The sequence below is a fragment of the Sphingopyxis sp. genome, from assembly GCF_041916015.1.
Classification (GTDB): Bacteria; Pseudomonadota; Alphaproteobacteria; order Sphingomonadales; family Sphingomonadaceae; genus Sphingopyxis.
Genome location: NZ_JAYSAH010000049.1, coordinates 140,677 through 155,883 on the forward strand (window position 1 = coordinate 140,677; position 15,207 = coordinate 155,883).

The 15,207-nt window shown below is 65.8% G+C and carries 14 protein-coding genes; 6 read left to right on the top strand and 8 right to left on the bottom strand.

Translation table 11 applies throughout. From position 1 onward, the window contains the following. Window positions 1–98 precede the first annotated feature (98 nt). On the bottom strand, window positions 99–1,391 hold the full coding sequence (locus ACE3SL_RS07385) for a diguanylate cyclase domain-containing protein (protein ID WP_374525102.1): 1,293 nt from the start codon (window positions 1,389–1,391) through the stop codon (window positions 99–101). A gap of 71 nt (window positions 1,392–1,462) precedes the next feature. Beyond that, entirely contained in the window at window positions 1,463–2,851 is a 1,389-nt protein-coding gene (locus ACE3SL_RS07390; protein WP_374525176.1) for a short-chain fatty acyl-CoA regulator family protein, read from the bottom strand. Between the two features lie 140 nt (window positions 2,852–2,991). Between ACE3SL_RS07390 and ACE3SL_RS07395 the strand changes: the two genes are divergently transcribed. Both ACE3SL_RS07395 and ACE3SL_RS07400 read left to right on the top strand, forming a co-directional pair. After that, window positions 2,992–4,584 carry an isocitrate lyase gene (locus ACE3SL_RS07395; protein ID WP_374525103.1) on the top strand — a complete coding sequence of 531 codons (1,593 nt, stop codon included), beginning with the start codon at window positions 2,992–2,994 and terminating at the stop codon, window positions 4,582–4,584. Between the two features lie 252 nt (window positions 4,585–4,836). Continuing rightward, window positions 4,837–5,136 carry a hypothetical protein gene (locus ACE3SL_RS07400; RefSeq protein WP_374525104.1) on the top strand — a complete coding sequence of 100 codons (300 nt, stop codon included), beginning with the start codon at window positions 4,837–4,839 and terminating at the stop codon, window positions 5,134–5,136. A gap of 7 nt (window positions 5,137–5,143) precedes the next feature. On the opposite strand, the gene ACE3SL_RS07405 is transcribed toward ACE3SL_RS07400, so the two are convergent. Both ACE3SL_RS07405 and ACE3SL_RS07410 read right to left on the bottom strand, forming a co-directional pair. Further along, the gene (locus ACE3SL_RS07405) at window positions 5,144–6,130 is read right to left on the bottom strand and encodes a TerC family protein (RefSeq protein WP_374525105.1); all 987 of its coding nucleotides are present in this window, start codon (window positions 6,128–6,130) and stop codon (window positions 5,144–5,146) included. A 73-nt stretch (window positions 6,131–6,203) separates the two neighbouring features. Next, complete coding sequence (locus tag ACE3SL_RS07410) at window positions 6,204–6,386, bottom strand: DUF465 domain-containing protein (RefSeq protein WP_374525106.1); 183 nt, start codon at window positions 6,384–6,386, stop codon at window positions 6,204–6,206. Between the two features lie 258 nt (window positions 6,387–6,644). On the opposite strand from ACE3SL_RS07410, the gene ACE3SL_RS07415 reads away from it, so the two are divergent. Further along, window positions 6,645–7,415 (top strand): crotonase/enoyl-CoA hydratase family protein, encoded by a 771-nt coding sequence (locus ACE3SL_RS07415; RefSeq protein ID WP_374525107.1) that lies wholly within the window; start codon window positions 6,645–6,647, stop codon window positions 7,413–7,415. Then, window positions 7,412–8,296, top strand: coding sequence for an alpha/beta hydrolase family protein (locus tag ACE3SL_RS07420; protein WP_374525108.1), 885 nt, complete (start codon window positions 7,412–7,414; stop codon window positions 8,294–8,296). Before ACE3SL_RS07415 ends, ACE3SL_RS07420 begins: the two co-directional genes overlap by 4 nt. A 467-nt stretch (window positions 8,297–8,763) precedes the next feature. Here ACE3SL_RS07420 and ACE3SL_RS07425 read toward each other — a convergent pair whose 3' ends face one another. From ACE3SL_RS07425 to ACE3SL_RS07440, 4 genes are all read right to left on the bottom strand, one after another. Continuing rightward, window positions 8,764–10,077, bottom strand: coding sequence for an amidohydrolase (locus tag ACE3SL_RS07425; RefSeq protein ID WP_374525177.1), 1,314 nt, complete (start codon window positions 10,075–10,077; stop codon window positions 8,764–8,766). 16 nt (window positions 10,078–10,093) lie between these two features. After that, window positions 10,094–10,750 (bottom strand): DUF4893 domain-containing protein, encoded by a 657-nt coding sequence (locus tag ACE3SL_RS07430; RefSeq protein WP_374525109.1) that lies wholly within the window; start codon window positions 10,748–10,750, stop codon window positions 10,094–10,096. Between the two features lie 85 nt (window positions 10,751–10,835). After that, window positions 10,836–11,621: a 3-hydroxybutyrate dehydrogenase gene (locus tag ACE3SL_RS07435; RefSeq protein ID WP_374525110.1), complete on the bottom strand. Its 786-nt coding sequence runs from the start codon at window positions 11,619–11,621 to the stop codon at window positions 10,836–10,838. A gap of 44 nt (window positions 11,622–11,665) precedes the next feature. Next, window positions 11,666–12,811: a patatin-like phospholipase family protein gene (locus ACE3SL_RS07440; protein ID WP_374525111.1), complete on the bottom strand. Its 1,146-nt coding sequence runs from the start codon at window positions 12,809–12,811 to the stop codon at window positions 11,666–11,668. Window positions 12,812–12,975: 164 nt separating this feature from the next. Here ACE3SL_RS07440 and ACE3SL_RS07445 point away from each other — a divergent pair, with 164 nt between their 5' ends. Beyond that, a complete protein-coding gene (locus tag ACE3SL_RS07445) occupies window positions 12,976–13,887 on the top strand; it encodes a neutral zinc metallopeptidase (protein WP_374525112.1) in 912 nt (303 codons plus the stop codon). Beyond that, window positions 13,860–15,137, top strand: coding sequence for an amidohydrolase family protein (locus tag ACE3SL_RS07450; RefSeq protein ID WP_374525113.1), 1,278 nt, complete (start codon window positions 13,860–13,862; stop codon window positions 15,135–15,137). The genes ACE3SL_RS07445 and ACE3SL_RS07450 overlap by 28 nt, the downstream gene beginning before the upstream one ends. Window positions 15,138–15,207: the final 70 nt, after the last annotated feature.

A 15,207-nucleotide genomic window follows, 5' to 3' on the forward strand; every position in this document is an offset into this window, starting at 1 on the left:
TCGACGCAAGCACTGGGTTCCCGCTTTCGCGGGAATGACGAAGATGGGGGAGTCCGCTTTCCACCCCAAAGCGGCTGTCCCTCGCAACCAGCGCGACATCAAAGCTGCGTTAGGTGAATCCGATTCCGCCCGTCCGCCTTGGCGCGGTAAAGCGCGCTGTCGCACGCGGCAATCAGGTCGAGAGGATCAAGATCGGCAAGTTCGAGCGCTGTCACGCAGCCACAGCTGACGGTCAGATGCGGCACCACCGGCGATCCGCGGTGCGGGATGCCCAGCGCCAGTACGGCCTCGACGATCCGGCCAACCAGCTCCGCGGGCTGCTCGGCCCCGGGGAGCAGCAGCAGAAATTCCTCGCCGCCATAGCGCGCGGCAAGATCATAGGGGCGACGCGCCGCCGCCTTCAGGATGTCCGCAACCGACCTCAGCGCCTCGTCGCCGCGGACATGACCCTGTTCGTCATTATAGAGCTTGAAATGATCGACATCGATCATCGCCAGCGTCAGCGGCTCGCCGGTCCGCGTCGCATGAAGGCAGGCGCGGCGCAGCTCGTCGTCGAAATGACGGCGGTTGGCGAGGCCGGTCAGCGGATCTTCCAGCGTCTGACGCCTCAGGCTGGCCGTAGCATGATGGGCATCGGTTATATCGACGACGAACCCAGCCGCGCGGATCGGCGCTCCCTCCCGGTCGCGCACAACCGATGCGGCCGAGCGTATCCAGCGAACCTCGCCATCGGGCCGCACGATCCGGAAGACCGGGCCATAGTTTTCGTCGCTGTCGGCCGCTCGCCGCGCCGCCTCATACACCTCGGTCGCGCGCTCGGCGTCCTCCGGGTGGATAAGCGCCCGAAACTCTGCGATCGACCGGATCGCCCGCGCCGGATCGAGCCCCATGATCCGATACCATTGCGGATCGCACCGCATTTCATCGCGAACGATGTCATAATCCCATATGCCGAGCCCGCCGCCCGCCGCCGCGAGCGACAGCCGTTCATATGCCTCGCGCAGGGTGTCCGCCCCATCCATCGCCATATCCTCGCGCTCGACGATGTCGAGCGCCACGCCGAGAAACAATTTGCAGCCATCGACGGTCTGGCACGCCAGCCGGACTTCGACAGGGAGGCGCGTACCGTCGCGGTGGATGGTGACGTCGCGATAGGTCGCCGTGAAACCCGCCGACGCGCCGCGCCAGACGCCCGGGCTTTCCTTGCCCGCAAGGCCGTCCGAAATGTCGAGGATCGACATCTGGAGCAGTTCTTCGCGCGTATAGCCAAGGTCGGCGGAGCAGCGCTCGCTGAGGTCGAGAATATGCCCCGTTTCGTCATGAATGAAGAAACCATCGGGAACATTCGCGAGGAGCGCGCGAAAACCGTCTGCACTGATGCCGTTCAACATGGCCCCCAACATTGGCTTGCGCTGCCCTGATGCCAGCTTTCACGCGCGCCTGCCAGAGACTGATGTGCCGTTCAATCCCCCGCGAAATCGAAGGCGCTGACCCCGCGCTCGCCCTCGCGGAAGCGCAACGGGCGACCGCGCGGCGGCATCGAGCGCTGGACGCAGCCGCTGCGCGTGCAGCGGCGGCAGCCGAGCCCGATCGGCGTCGCGGGCGATCGCATCAGGTCGATCCCGCGCGCGGCGATCAGCGGCGCGGCGACCTTGGCATCGACGCCGACGCAAACCGCGAAGCGCGCGGGCGTGCCGCTGCCCGTCGCGCCGGGCGCCGCGACCGAGCGCGACTGGGTGAACCAGCGTGAGCCGTCCTCGAGCTCGACGAGGTCGGCGATCACCTCGCCGGGGCGGGCGAAAGCTTCGTGGACGCCCCATAGCGGACAGCGCGCATCGCCATCGACGAGCGGCGACTGGCTGGCCCCGGCGTAGCGCTTGCTCCCCTGCCCGGCACGGTCAATGCGCAGCATGAAGAAGGGAAGGCCGCGCGCGCCGACGCGCTGCAGCGTCGTCAGCCGGTGCGCGACCTGCTCATAGCCCGCGCCGAAACGCCGCTGGAGCAGCAGCAGATCATATCCCGTCGCGTCGCAGGCGCGCAGAAAGCGGCCATAGGGCATCATCAGCGCGGCGGCGAAATAATGCACCAGATGCCGCTCGAACAGCCGCGCCGCGGCGGGTTCGGCGAACTCCGCGCCGGCGACGAGGGCATCGATCTCGCCCTTCGCCTCGACCTGCGCGAGCGTCGCCGCCGCCTGAAAGGTCCGCGATGCGGGGCGCAGCAGTTCGTTCAGCATCAGTTGCCGCGCGTGCCAGTCGAGCCAGCGCAGCCGGTCGGGCATAACGTCGGCGGGGAGGATGCGGATGCCGAGTTGGTGCCGCGCGCGCAGACGCTCCGAAATCGTACCGTAGAGATCGCCGCCCGCAAGCCGCAATTCGTCCGCCAGCTCCTCGGCGCGCACATCGAGGTCGGGGAAATGGTTGCGCCATTTCTCGATCGCGCGGCGCACCGCGGCAACTTCGGGCGCATCGCCCTCGCCTTCGCTGCGCGCTTCGGGCGCCGCATCGAACAGCCGCGCGAAGGCCGCCGCGGTCGCCGGCGCAGCCTGCAGCCATTCCTCGACCTCCTGCGCGCCGATGCCGAGGTCGGCGAAGCGCGGGTCGGCAAGCCGCCGCCGGAGGCCCGCGAGCCCGCCCGGCAATTCTTCCGCCCCCAGCTTCGCCGCGTCGAACCCGAACCGCTCGGCCAGCCGCACGATCACCGTCGCGCTGAGCGGCCGCTGTCCATGCTCGATGAGGTTGAGATAGCTTGGTGAAATGTCGAGCGCCTCGGCCATCGCCGCCTGCGTCATCGCCGCTTCGCGCCGCACCTTGCGCACCGCTGGCCCCGCAAACACCCGCCGCTCCGCCATCATCTGTAACTTTCTTTACTAATTTACATGCCTATTTACACCTATGCGGCATATTTCACAAATTTTATTGACAAATCTTTTCCCTTTCCGCGGCACTTTCGCCAACTTCCACCCATCACCTCCGCACAAGGATCAAGACGATGGGCTATCAGGAAGACATGGCGCAGGCAGGCCGCCTCATCCGCGATTATGACGGCACGTGGGACGGCATCAGCGGCGAAAGCGTCGCCCGCATGCGCGCCCAGAACAAGTTCCGCACCGGCCTCGACATCGCGCGCTACACCGCGCGGATCATGCGCGCCGACATGGCCGCCTATGACGCCGATCCCGCCAACTACACCCAGTCGCTCGGCTGCTGGCACGGCTTCATCGCGCAGCAGAAGATGATCTCGATCAAGAAGCATTTCGGCACCGTCAAGGGCCGCTACATCTATCTCTCGGGCTGGATGATCGCCGCGCTGCGCAGCGAATTCGGTCCGCTGCCCGACCAGTCGATGCACGAAAAGACCAGCGTGCCGGCGCTGATCGAGGAAATCTATACCTTCCTGCGTCAGGCCGACGCCCGCGAACTCGGCATGCTGTTCCGCGACCTCGACGCCGCGCGCGCCGAGGGTGACGAGCTCAAGGCCAAGCAGGTGCAGGCCGCGATCGACAATCATGAAACGCACGTCGTGCCGATCATCGCCGACATCGACGCCGGCTTCGGCAATGCCGAGGCGACCTATCTGCTCGCCAAGAAGATGATCGAGGCCGGCGCCTGCGCGCTCCAGATCGAAAATCAGGTCTCGGACGAAAAGCAGTGCGGCCATCAGGACGGCAAGGTCACCGTGCCGCACGAGGATTTCATCGCGAAGATCCGCGCCTGCCGCTACGCCTTCATGGAACTCGGCGTCGAGGACGGCATCATCGTCACGCGCACCGACAGCCTCGGCGCGGGCCTGACCAAGCAGATCGCCTTCTCGAAGGAACCCGGCGATCTCGGCGACCGCTACAACAGCTTCCTCGACTGCGAAGAGGTCACCGGCGCGGGCAACCCCGGCGACGTCCTGATCAACCGCGACGGCAAGCTGATGCGCCCGAAGCGCCTGCCCTCGAACCTCTATCAGTTCCGCGCTGGAACCGGCGAGGATCGCTGCGTCATGGACTGCATCGCATCCTTGCAAAACGGTGCCGACCTGCTGTGGATCGAGACCGAAAAGCCGCACATCGAGCAGATCGCCGGCATGGTGGACCGCATCCGCGAAGTCGTTCCCAACGCGAAGCTCGCCTATAACAACTCGCCGAGCTTCAACTGGACGCTCAACTTCCGTCAGCAGGTGTTCGACGGCTGGGAGAAGGACGGCAAGGATGTCAGCGCCTATGACCGCGCCAAGCTGATGAGCGCCGATTACGATGCGACGGAATTGGGCGAGGAGGCCGACAACCGCATTCGCACCTTCCAGCGGGACGCCGCGAAGCGGGCGGGCATTTTCCACCACCTGATCACGCTGCCGACCTATCACACCGCCGCGCTGTCGACCGACAACCTCGCCAAGGAATATTTCGGCGATGAAGCGATGCTCGGCTACGTCAAGGGCGTCCAGCGTCAGGAAATCCGCCAGGGTATCGCCTGCGTGAAGCACCAGAATATGTCGGGCAGCGACATCGGCGACGACCACAAGGAATATTTCGCCGGCGAAGCGGCGCTCAAGGCCGCAGGCAAGGACAATACGATGAATCAATTCGCCGCGTAACGAGTTCGGCGCGAGGGGACCCGTTGCACCCCCTCGCGCCAACCTTCTCGGCGCGGGACGCCTTGCACGAATCGCCCCGCGCCCCCCGAGCTTTCCTGGGGAGGAAAGCCTGCCCGCCGGAAGTCTTTCGGGCTTCCGGCGGGCATTTTCTTGGCGTTTCGGCGAAATGATAACGTTTCCCCTTGCCGTCCAGCCGACTCAGAGGCATCTTGTTGCGATGCACAATAACCTCCCCCTCCCCGGACAGGCCCGATGAGCGACACCCGCCTGAAAATGATGGAAGCCATCGCGCGCCGCATGATCGTCACCGCCGATTATAACGGCAACCGCATGACGCTCGCCCCGCATCAGCTTTTCGAGCGCCACGGCGATCTGTTCGTCAGCGCGCTCAATCTCGGCAAGAGCTGGCGCGAGGACGAGGAACCCCGCCTCGGCCAGTTCAAGCTCGACGGGCTCGGCGCCCCCGAACTCGAGGGGACGTCGTTCGAACCGATCCCCTCGTTCGAGGCAGCAGCGCCGCGGGAAGACGACGTGCTGCTGATGGCGGTCTGAGCAAGGTTTATACCGCCGCGCTGCCTTCCTCCGCCTTCGTCTTCACCAGCGACCAGATCACCCCGCCCGCGATCAGCGCCACGGTCACGCCCAGGCTGATAAGCGGCGGGAACTTGCCGCCGCCGAACAGGAAATCGGCGACGAATATCTTCGACCCGATGAAGACGAGCACCAGCGCGAGCGCATATTTGAGATAATGGAAGCGATGCACCATCGCCGCGAGCGCAAAGTAGAGCGCGCGCAGGCCGAGAATCGCCATGATGTTCGACGTATAGACGATGAAGGTGTCGGTCGTGATCGCGAAGATCGCCGGCACGCTGTCGACCGCGAACACCAGGTCGGCGAGGTTGATCACGACGAGCGCAAGGAACAGCGGGGTCGCAGCCAGCGCCAGCCTGCCGGTCTTCCCGTCCGGCACCTTCACGAAGAATTTCTCGCCGTGCAGGTCGGACGTGATCGGAATGCGGCGCGACAGCCATCGGACGACCGGATTGCCCGCGACGTCCATCGGTTTCTCGCCCGCGAACAGCATCTTCACCCCGGTGAAGATCAGAAAGGCCGCGAAAATATAGAGCAGCCAGCCATATTCGGTGACGAGCGCCGCACCGCCCGCGATCATGACGCCGCGCAGCACGATCACCGCGACGATGCCCCACAGCAAAGCGCGGTACTGGTAACGCGGCGGAATCGCGAAGGTCGCAAAGATCAGCGAGATGACGAAGATATTGTCGATCGACAGCGCCTTCTCGATGAAGAAGCCGGTATAATATTGCAGGCCCGCCTCGCCGCCTTTTTCGATCCAGATCCACGCGCCGAAAGCCAGCGCGATACTGATGTAGAGAAGCGAGAGCTTCAGACTCTCGCCGATCCCCATCTCCCTGTTCTCCTTGTTGAGGATACCGAGGTCGAACGCGGTCAGCGCGGCGACGAGGGCGAGGAAGGCCAGCCAGAACCAGGCCGGGGTGCCCAGCCAGTCGGCAAAGAGAAATTCCATGATGATTATCCCTGGCATGCGCTCAAGGGCGCCGCTCTTGCGAGCAGCGTCCCTGGCTTTGTCTTATGGTGGATTAGAGCGCCAGCGCGGGCTGACGCGACAAGGTCGCCAGCCGGTTCCGCACCGCGAGCTTCAGCGACTGGAGCCGCAACAGCCGGAACGGATCGGCGCCGCGGCGGCGATTTTCGCGGCGCAGCGCGTCGTCGAGCCGGCGGTGCAACTCGGTAAGCCGGTAAAAGCGCGATTTGAAGTTCATAAGGGCCTCCTGATCGATGAAATCAAGCAGGTGACGCCGATACCGGGCCCGGGATTGAGGGGGGAGGTAGGCCCAGGCATCGGTGTCACCCGATGCGGTCCGACATCACGTGGCGGAAGAATCTTCCGCCGACGCCAGAGGGGCCCGGCCCGCACGAGACTTATCTAAGGTCGCTGCGGGGCGGTTGCAAGGCTTTGCCCCATTCCGCCCATCGTGCTAGCCCGAAAAGAGGCCGGACTAGCCGATGGGGGAGCGAACATGACAGTCCTGATCGACCGTGATGGCCCGGTGACGATCGTCACCATCGACCGGCCCGCGAAGCGCAATGCGGTCGATCCCCTCACCGCGCTCGCGCTCCGCGAAGCGTTCGCCGCTTTCGCGAACGATGCAGATGCCCGCGTTGCGATTCTCACGGGCAGCGCGGGCCATTTCTGTGCGGGCTTCGATCTCGGCGCCGTCGGCTCCTCGCGCTACAACCCCGATGGCCCCGGCCCGATGGGACCGACACGAATGCTGCTCGAAAAGCCGGTCATCGCCGCGGTCGAAGGTCATGCCGTCGCGGGCGGTCTCGAGCTCGCGCTCTGGTGCGACATGCGCGTCGCGGCCGAAAGCGCAGTGTTCGGTGTCTATTGCCGCCGCTGGGGCGTGCCGCTGATCGACGGCGGCACGGTACGGCTGCCGCGGATCGTCGGACAGGGCCGCGCGATGGACATGATCCTGACCGGCCGGCCCGTCGCGGCCGACGAGGCGCACTATATCGGCCTCGCCGACTGTGTCGTTCCGGACGGCAATGCGCTGCCAGTCGCGATCGATCTGGCGAAACAGATCGCCGCCTTCCCGCAAATCTGCCTGAACAGCGACCGGCTCAGCGCCTATCGCCAATGGGATTTCGACATCGAGGGCGCGCTGGTGCATGAAGCGCACGCTGGCGTTGCGCCGCTGCGCGAAGGCGCGGCCGACGGCGCAAAACGCTTTACCGACGGGGCCGGGCGCGGCGGCAGCTTTGCCGCTTTCAAGGGAGAAGAATGACGATGAAGACCTGGATCGCCGCGGCGCTGCTCGCCCTGCCCTCGGCCGCCACCGCGCAAGCGCCGGCCATTCCGGCAGCGATCTACACCGACCCCACGCCCGACAAGGCACATCCCGCCGCGATGGAGGTCGTCCATATTCCGAGCGGCGGGGTCCGGATCAACGGCGTCGTCTATGTCGCCGCGGGCGCCGGCCCGCATCCAACGGTCGTCCTCTGCCACGGCCTGCCAGGGCTTGAGAAGAATCTCGACCTCGCGCAGGCGATGCGCCGCGCCGGATGGACGGTGATCACTTTCAACTATCGCGGCTCGTGGGGAAGCCCCGGCAATTATCGCTTCGCGCAGAATCTGGAGGATGCCGACGCCGTCCTCGCCTTCGCGCGCGATCCCGCCAACGCAGCGAAGCTACGGATCGATCCGAAGCGACTCGTCATCATCGGCCACAGCATGGGCGGCTGGGTCTCCGCCCTCACCGCCGCACATGACAAGGCCCTGCTCGGCGCCGCGATGATCTCGGCGGGCAATATGGGCCTGATCGGCGGCTTGCCGCGCGATCAGGCCGTGACCGTGCTGGGCGACAACGGCATGGAAGCGCTCGCCGGAACGACGCCCGAGATCATGGCCGACGAGATCATCGCCAACAAGGACCGCTTCGACTTCGTGAAGGCCGCGCCCGAACTGATGCAGACCGACCTTTTCGTCCTGACCTCTGACGATGGGCTTGCCGGGATGAGCGACGGGCTGACGAAGGCGATCACGGCGGGTGGCGGCACGAAACTCAAGACGCTCCATGTCGCGACCGACCATAGCTGGTCCGATGCGCGGATTCGGCTGGAAAGCGAGATTCTGAACTGGCTGGCAACGCTGAAGCCCGCCGCTTGAAGCGATAACATGGCTTCGGGAGTGGAAACGTCGAGACGAGCTGCCTGGGGCTGGCGCTTAAAGCGACAAAGGATACCGATACGAGCACCGAAACTGTCTCTTTTGTCGCTTTAGAAGTGGTTCGCGAAAGCCGGCGAATTTCAAAGAGCGGCGCCAAAACTGACATGGCATGATCGTGTAGGACAGCGATTTTTTGGGTTGGCTGGTGGCGGTTTAGGGCGGGAAGCAGACGCAACCGATCCTTCCTGTGGCGCAGCCATGGGGAGGTGGCAGCCCGCAGGGCGGACGGAGGGGCGGCGATGGCGCGACATCGCGGCCCCTCCACCACTCGCTTCGCGAGAGTGCTGGGTCGTCCAGTCCCCAGGACTGGACTTGAATTGCCGGGGGAAATTCAACCCTGCACTCCCCCTCCCCATGGCTTCGCCACAGGGAGGATCGGGATGGCCGCACCCCCTCGTCAGCCGCCCCTACCCCTTCGCCATCAGCTTCATCGCCATCGACGTCAGTGCCTCGGTCGCGGTCGAAATAACCGCCGGGGCATCTGGCGCCCAGAAGGGCGAGTGAAGGCTCGGCAGCGTCCGGCCTTCCTTCTTCGCAGCATCGAACTCGGCCTGCGGCACCCCGCCGACCCAGATGATCAGGCTCTTCACATCCTTGTTTTCGTCACGGGAAAAGCGGCCGAAATCCTCGCCGCCCATCACCGGGGGGAGCTGGACGACGCGCTCGCCAAAGCGGGTCTTGAGATAGGCTGCCATCTCACCGGTGAATTCGGGCGTATTGAAGGTTGCCGGGGTATATTCGTCCTTTTCGACGCTCACCACCGGCATCTTGTCCTCGGGCATTCCCGCCGCGATCGCCTCGCCCTTCGCGATGCGCGCAATGCCATCGAGCAGCCTCGTTCGCACCTCGTCGGTATAGCTGCGCACGGTCAGTTGCAGCTTCGCCTCGTCGGGGATGATATTGTGCTTGGCGCCGGCGTGGAAGCTGCCGACGGTCACCACCGCGCTGTCGAGCGGGCTGGTCTCGCGCGAGACCAGCGTCTGAAGCGAGGTCACGATCCGGCTCGCGAGGACGATCGGGTCCTTCGTCGCCTGCGGATAGGCGCCGTGCCCGCCGAGCCCCTTCACGAGAATATCGACGCTGTCGACGTTGGCGAGCGCATAGCCCGGCGTGTAGCCGATCATTCCGGCCGGAAAGCCCGCGGCATCGTGAAAGGCGATCGCATATTCGGGCTTGGGAAAGCGCGTATAGAGCCCGTCCGCCAGCATCATCCGCGCCCCCGCCCCGCGCTCCTCGGCGGGCTGGCCGATCATCACCAGCGTGCCCGACCATTTATCCTTGTTCGCCGCCATCAGCCGCGCGGTGCCGATCCACGCGGTCATATGGGTGTCGTGGCCGCAGGCGTGCATGACGCCGGTCTCGACGCCTTCCTTGGTGGTCACGCGCACCTTCGACGCGCCGGGCCATCCGGTCTGCTCGGTCACCGGCAGCCCGTCCATGTCGGCGCGGATCAGCACGACCGGCCCCGGCCCATTCTTCATCACCGCGACGACGCCGGTGCCGCCGACCTTCTCGGTCACCGTGAACCCCAGCTTGCGCGCCTCGGCGGCGAGAATGCCCGCGGAGCGGACCTCCATGAAGCTGAGTTCGGGATTGGCGTGGAGGTCCTTGTAGATGGTCATCAGCGAAGGCATCTGCTTCTGGACCTCGCCGCCCAGATCCTGCGCCGCCACCGGCGCGGCGAACGCGAGAGCCGCCACTCCCATCCACAAGCTTCGCATCATCTTTCCCCTGTTGTCACTTCGCCGGAACAAGCTCGATCACATCGAGCAGCGATTCATAGGCGGGCGCCGGCAGCGCCAGCCGCCAGCGATTGGGTCCGATCCGTTCGACCACCCCCGCCATGTCGCGCATCCTGTCGCTGCCATAGCTGACCGCGATCGACTCATCGCCGAGGACGAGCGTGCCGAGAAACACCTGCCGCGTCAGATTGTCGGGAAAGATCAGCCCGACCGGCCGCTGCGATCCGCTGATCTTGGTCAGACTCGTCAGCCCCTGCTCGGCCGCCACGCGGCAGCGGAACCAGTCATAGGCGATATAGCCGATCGTCCCGCGCCCCTGCGTCCCGACCTTGACCGTGCGGCAGCGATAGTCGCCCGGCGGCAGGTGCGGATTGGGAAGCGCGGCGTTCGGCTGCAACAGCACACCCTCGCGGTCGATATTCGCGCCATAGCCTTTCGCCTGCGCGTCGGCGAGCGCGGCGGTCCAGCTCGAATACCAGTTGCGGATGCGCTGCTTGTCCTGATCGGTCGCCGTCGCGCGCCAGCTTCCCGCGGCCTCCGCAGCGGCCGGCGGCGGATCGGCGGCCGACGGCGGCATCGACGGCACCGTCTGGCAGGCGCCGAGGGCAAGCCCCAGCCCCAGCGCCGAAATCCTTGGGATGCGACCCCGCATTGTCATTGTCTCCTGACCCCCTGTTTTGGTTAACCTTAGGAGCCGAAACGACAATGCTCAAGACCGCGTGACGGCAAAACCTCCGTCAGGCGGCGGTCCAGCCGCCATCGACGCTGAGGTTCGCGCCGGTGATGTTCGCTGCTTCGTCGCGCGTCAGGAAGCTCGCGAGCGCCGCGACCTGCTCGACGGTCACGAACTGCTTGGTCGGCTGACCCGCGAGCAGGACGTCGTTGATCACCTGTTCGCGCGTCATGTGCCGCGCCTTCATCGTGTCGGGAATCTGGTTCTCGACGAGCGGCGTCCAGACATAGCCGGGGCTGATGCAATTGACTGTGATCCCAGCATCGGCAACCTCGAGCGCGACGGTCTTGGTCAGCCCCGCGAGCCCGTGCTTGGCAGTCACATACGCCGACTTGAACGGCGAGGCGACGAGCGAGTGTGCCGACGCGGTGCCGATGATCCGGCCCCATTTCTTCTTGCGCATTCCCGGCACGGCGTGGCGGATCGTATGAAACGCCGCGGTCAGGTTGAGCGCGATGATCATGTCCCATTTCTCGACCGGGAAATCCTCGATCGGCGAGACAAACTGCATGCCGGCATTGTTCACGAGGATATCGACCCCGCCCATATCCTTGTCGGCGCGCTTGAACATCGCCTCGATCTCGTCGGGCTTGGTGAGGTCGGCGCCGTCATAGACGGCCTTGCCACCGTTGAGCACGGTCAGCGCCGCGCGCTCGGCCTCGATCGCGTCGGCTTCGCCGAACCCGTTGATGATGATGTTCGCACCTTCGGCGGCAAAGGCCTTCGCGATGCCGAGCCCGATGCCGGAGGTCGATCCGGTGACGAGAGCGGTCTTTCCTTGGAGTCGCATGATGTGTCCTTTCAGGTGGGGATCAGGGGAGAAACAGGAAGCAGTCAGCCGTCTTTCGGCCGCAGCATGTCCGACTGGACGGCGAAGCTGTCGGAGCGGCCCTCGGCGATGCTTTCGGCGAGCAATTGCCCCTCCTTCATCGCCGCCTCGACCGCCGCGCGGCCGAGTGCCCAATTGACCTCCATCGTCGAACGCGAAAATTCGAAATCGCGCGCGCCGGTCTGCCACGCGGGTGGTTGATGGATCAGCTGGACGACGTTGAGCGGCTTGCAATCGACCATTTTCTCGACCGCTTTCACTTCCGGCAGATCGCGCACTTCGGCCGGCAGCTTGGCGAGCAACCTGTCGATCAGCCGATGCTCCTTGCGCCGCCGCACCAGCCCGTCGGAAATGCGCCGCGTGCGGCTTGAAAAGCGTATGTCCTTCTCGCGCGACCAGGCCTCTTCCAGATCGTGCGGGCGCTCGCCGCGCGCGGGGAAGAGATCGACCTGAAAGACGAGCATATCCTCGTTCGCACTTTCGACCACATGCTCGAGCGGGGTGTTCGACACCAGTCCGCCGTCCCAATACCAGTTGCCGTCGATCTCGATCGGCGGCAGGCCCGGCGGCAGCGCGCCCGACGCCATGATGTGGCGCGCATCGATCATGTCGGTGGTCGTGTCGAAATAGCGGAAATTGCCGGTCTCGACCGCGACCGCGCCGACCGACAGCCGCACCTTGCCGTTGTTCAGCCGATCCCAGTCGACGAGCCGGTCGAGCGTCGCCGCGAGCGGCGCGGTGTCGTAGAAACTGACCGCCGCGGGCGTCTGCCGCTCCGCGAATATCGGCGGCGGGATACGCGGAACAAAAAAGCCGGGTACGCCGAAAGCGGCGACCTGCGCGGCCGCGCCGAGATGCGTCCATTCGCGCAGCAGGTCATTGTCGGCGATCGGCAGCGGCGGCAGCGCCGATGAGACGCCTTCCCAGAATTCGCGCATCTTCGCCACGGCCTCGTCGCGCGGATTGCCCGCGATGATCGCGGCATTGACCGCGCCGATCGAAATGCCCGCCACCCAATCGAGCTCGATCCCGAGTTCGATCAGCGCCTCGTAAATGCCGGCCTGAAACGCCCCGAGCGCACCGCCGCCCTGCAGGACGAGGACGACGAGATCGGGAAGCGGAAGGGCAGCGCGGACGGCACGGCGGGGCATGGACTCGAAACGATCCTTCTCAAGCGTTCGGCACCCTGTGCCTTTTGTGCACCGCAACAGGCGCGATTGCAAGACCATGCCGGTGACGCGAAGGCCCCTTCCAATTGCCCCGCGCTGCTGCCACTATTGGCTCTGGGCAAACACTTAGCGGCGGGAGGGACCCCATGCGCCTCGACGATTACGATCCCGGCGACGATATTCAGGACCTCGGACGCGGAGGCGGCGGGTTCGGGGGCGGCGGAGGCGGCGGCATGGGCGGCCTGCTCTTCGGGCTGCTGCCAATGCTGCTCGGCCGCAAGATGGGCTGCGGGACGATCCTGCTGCTCGGCGTCGCCGCTTTCTTCCTGCTCGGACCGGGGATGAGCATGTTCGATACCGGCAGCAGCACCGCCGATCCCGCCGCCGACAGCCGCGGCGCGCAGGCTGGCGCGGCGGCGTGTGACACGCAGGCCGAACGCTTCGCTTGCCAGGTGTTCAGCTCGACCAATCGCTTCTGGAGCAGCCAGATCAACGGCTATCGCGAACCCGGCCTGCGCTTCTTCACCAAGGAGAACACCTCAGGTTGCGGCGCCGCGCAATCGGCAATGGGGCCCTTCTATTGCCCCGCCGACCAGCGCATCTATCTCGACACCGAATTCTTCGGCGAACTCGCGAGCCGGTTCGGCGCAGCGGGCGACGCCGCGCAGGCCTATGTCGTCGCGCACGAGGTCGGCCACCACATCCAGACGATCACCGGAATCTCAGATCAGGTCCGTCGCGCACAGCAGCGCTCGTCGCAGGCCGAGGGGAATGCCTATCAGGTCCGCATGGAGTTGCAGGCCGACTGCTATGCCGGCGTCTGGGCGAACCGCGCGCGCAACAAGGACGGCCAGCCGGTGATGGAGCCCGGCGACATGGAAGAGGCGATGCGCGCAGCCAATGCGATCGGCGACGACACGCTGATGCGCTCGGCGGGCCAGCGCCCGGTCCCCGAAAGCTTTACGCACGGGACGAGCGAGCAACGCATGACCTGGCTGCGCCGCGGCCTCGAAACGGGGGATCCGAAGCAGTGCGACACTTTCAATACGTCGCTCTGATCGCGGCGGCGGCGCTCGCCGCCGCCCCCGCTGCCGCCGAAACGCTTTACGTCCAGACCGGGCGGCTGATCGACGGCGTCTCGAACGAGGTACGCACCGGCCAGTGCGTGACGATCGAGAAGGAGCATATTACCGCGGTCGGGCCGTGCGGCAAGGCGCCCGCCGGAGCAACGACGCTCGACTGGTCAGCCTACACGGTGCTGCCGGGGCTGATCGATTTGCACACCCATCTCGCCGACGTCGGGCAGAGCGCCGACGTCGCGGCGCCGATCAAGGCCTCGCCCGCCGAGACCGCGCTCGTCGGCGCGCGCAACGCGCGGGTGACGCTGAACGCCGGCTTCACCAGCGTCCGCGACGTCGGCACCTATCGCGGGCTGACCGACGTTGCGCTGCGCAATGCGATCGATCGCGGCGATGTGCCGGGGCCGCGCATGTGGGTCGCAGGAGCCTATCTGACGATTCCGGGCGGCGGCGGCGAAGTGAACGGCGTCGTCCCGAACGACCAGCTCCCGCCCGACATGCGCCTCGGCGTCGCCGCGACCCCCGAAGAGGCGGCGCAAAAGACCACCTTCCTGCTCGACCATGGCGCCGATTTCATCAAGACGATCGCGACCGGCGCGGTGCTCGCGATCGGCACCGAACCCGGCGCGCCCGAACTCACCGAGGATCAGCTTCGCGCGATCGTGACGGTCGCCCACGCCCGGGGCAAGCGCGTAACCGCGCATGCCCATGGCGCGGTCGGCATCAAGAATGCGATCCGCGCCGGGATCGACAGCATCGAACATGCGAGCCTCGCCGACGAGGAAGCGCTGCAGATGGCGAAGGCGCACGGCACCTGGCTCGCGATGGACATCTACAACGGCGATTACATCGACGATATCGGGACGAAGGAAGGCTGGCCCGAGGAATATCTCCGCAAGAATCGCGAAACGACCGCGACGCAGCGCGCGGCCTTCAAGCGCGCGGTCGAACTCGGCGTGAGGATCGGCTTCGCGACCGACGCGGGCGTCTATCCGCACGGTCTCAATGCGCGGCAATTCGCCTATATGGTCCGCTACGGCATGACGGCGATGCAGGCCATCCAGGCGGCCACCGGCCGCGCGTCCGAAGAAATGGGCCGCAGCGACATCGGCGCGATCGTGCCGGGGCGCTATGCGGATATGGTCGCGGTGAAAGCCGACCCGCTAACGGACATCAGGGCGCTCGAAGCGATCGACCATGTGATGAAGGGCGGCGCGATCGTCCGCTGACGACGGGAGTGGGCCTGATTCCCCCTTCCGCAAGCGGGAGAGGAGAAAAAATGGCCGTTCCATACTTCAT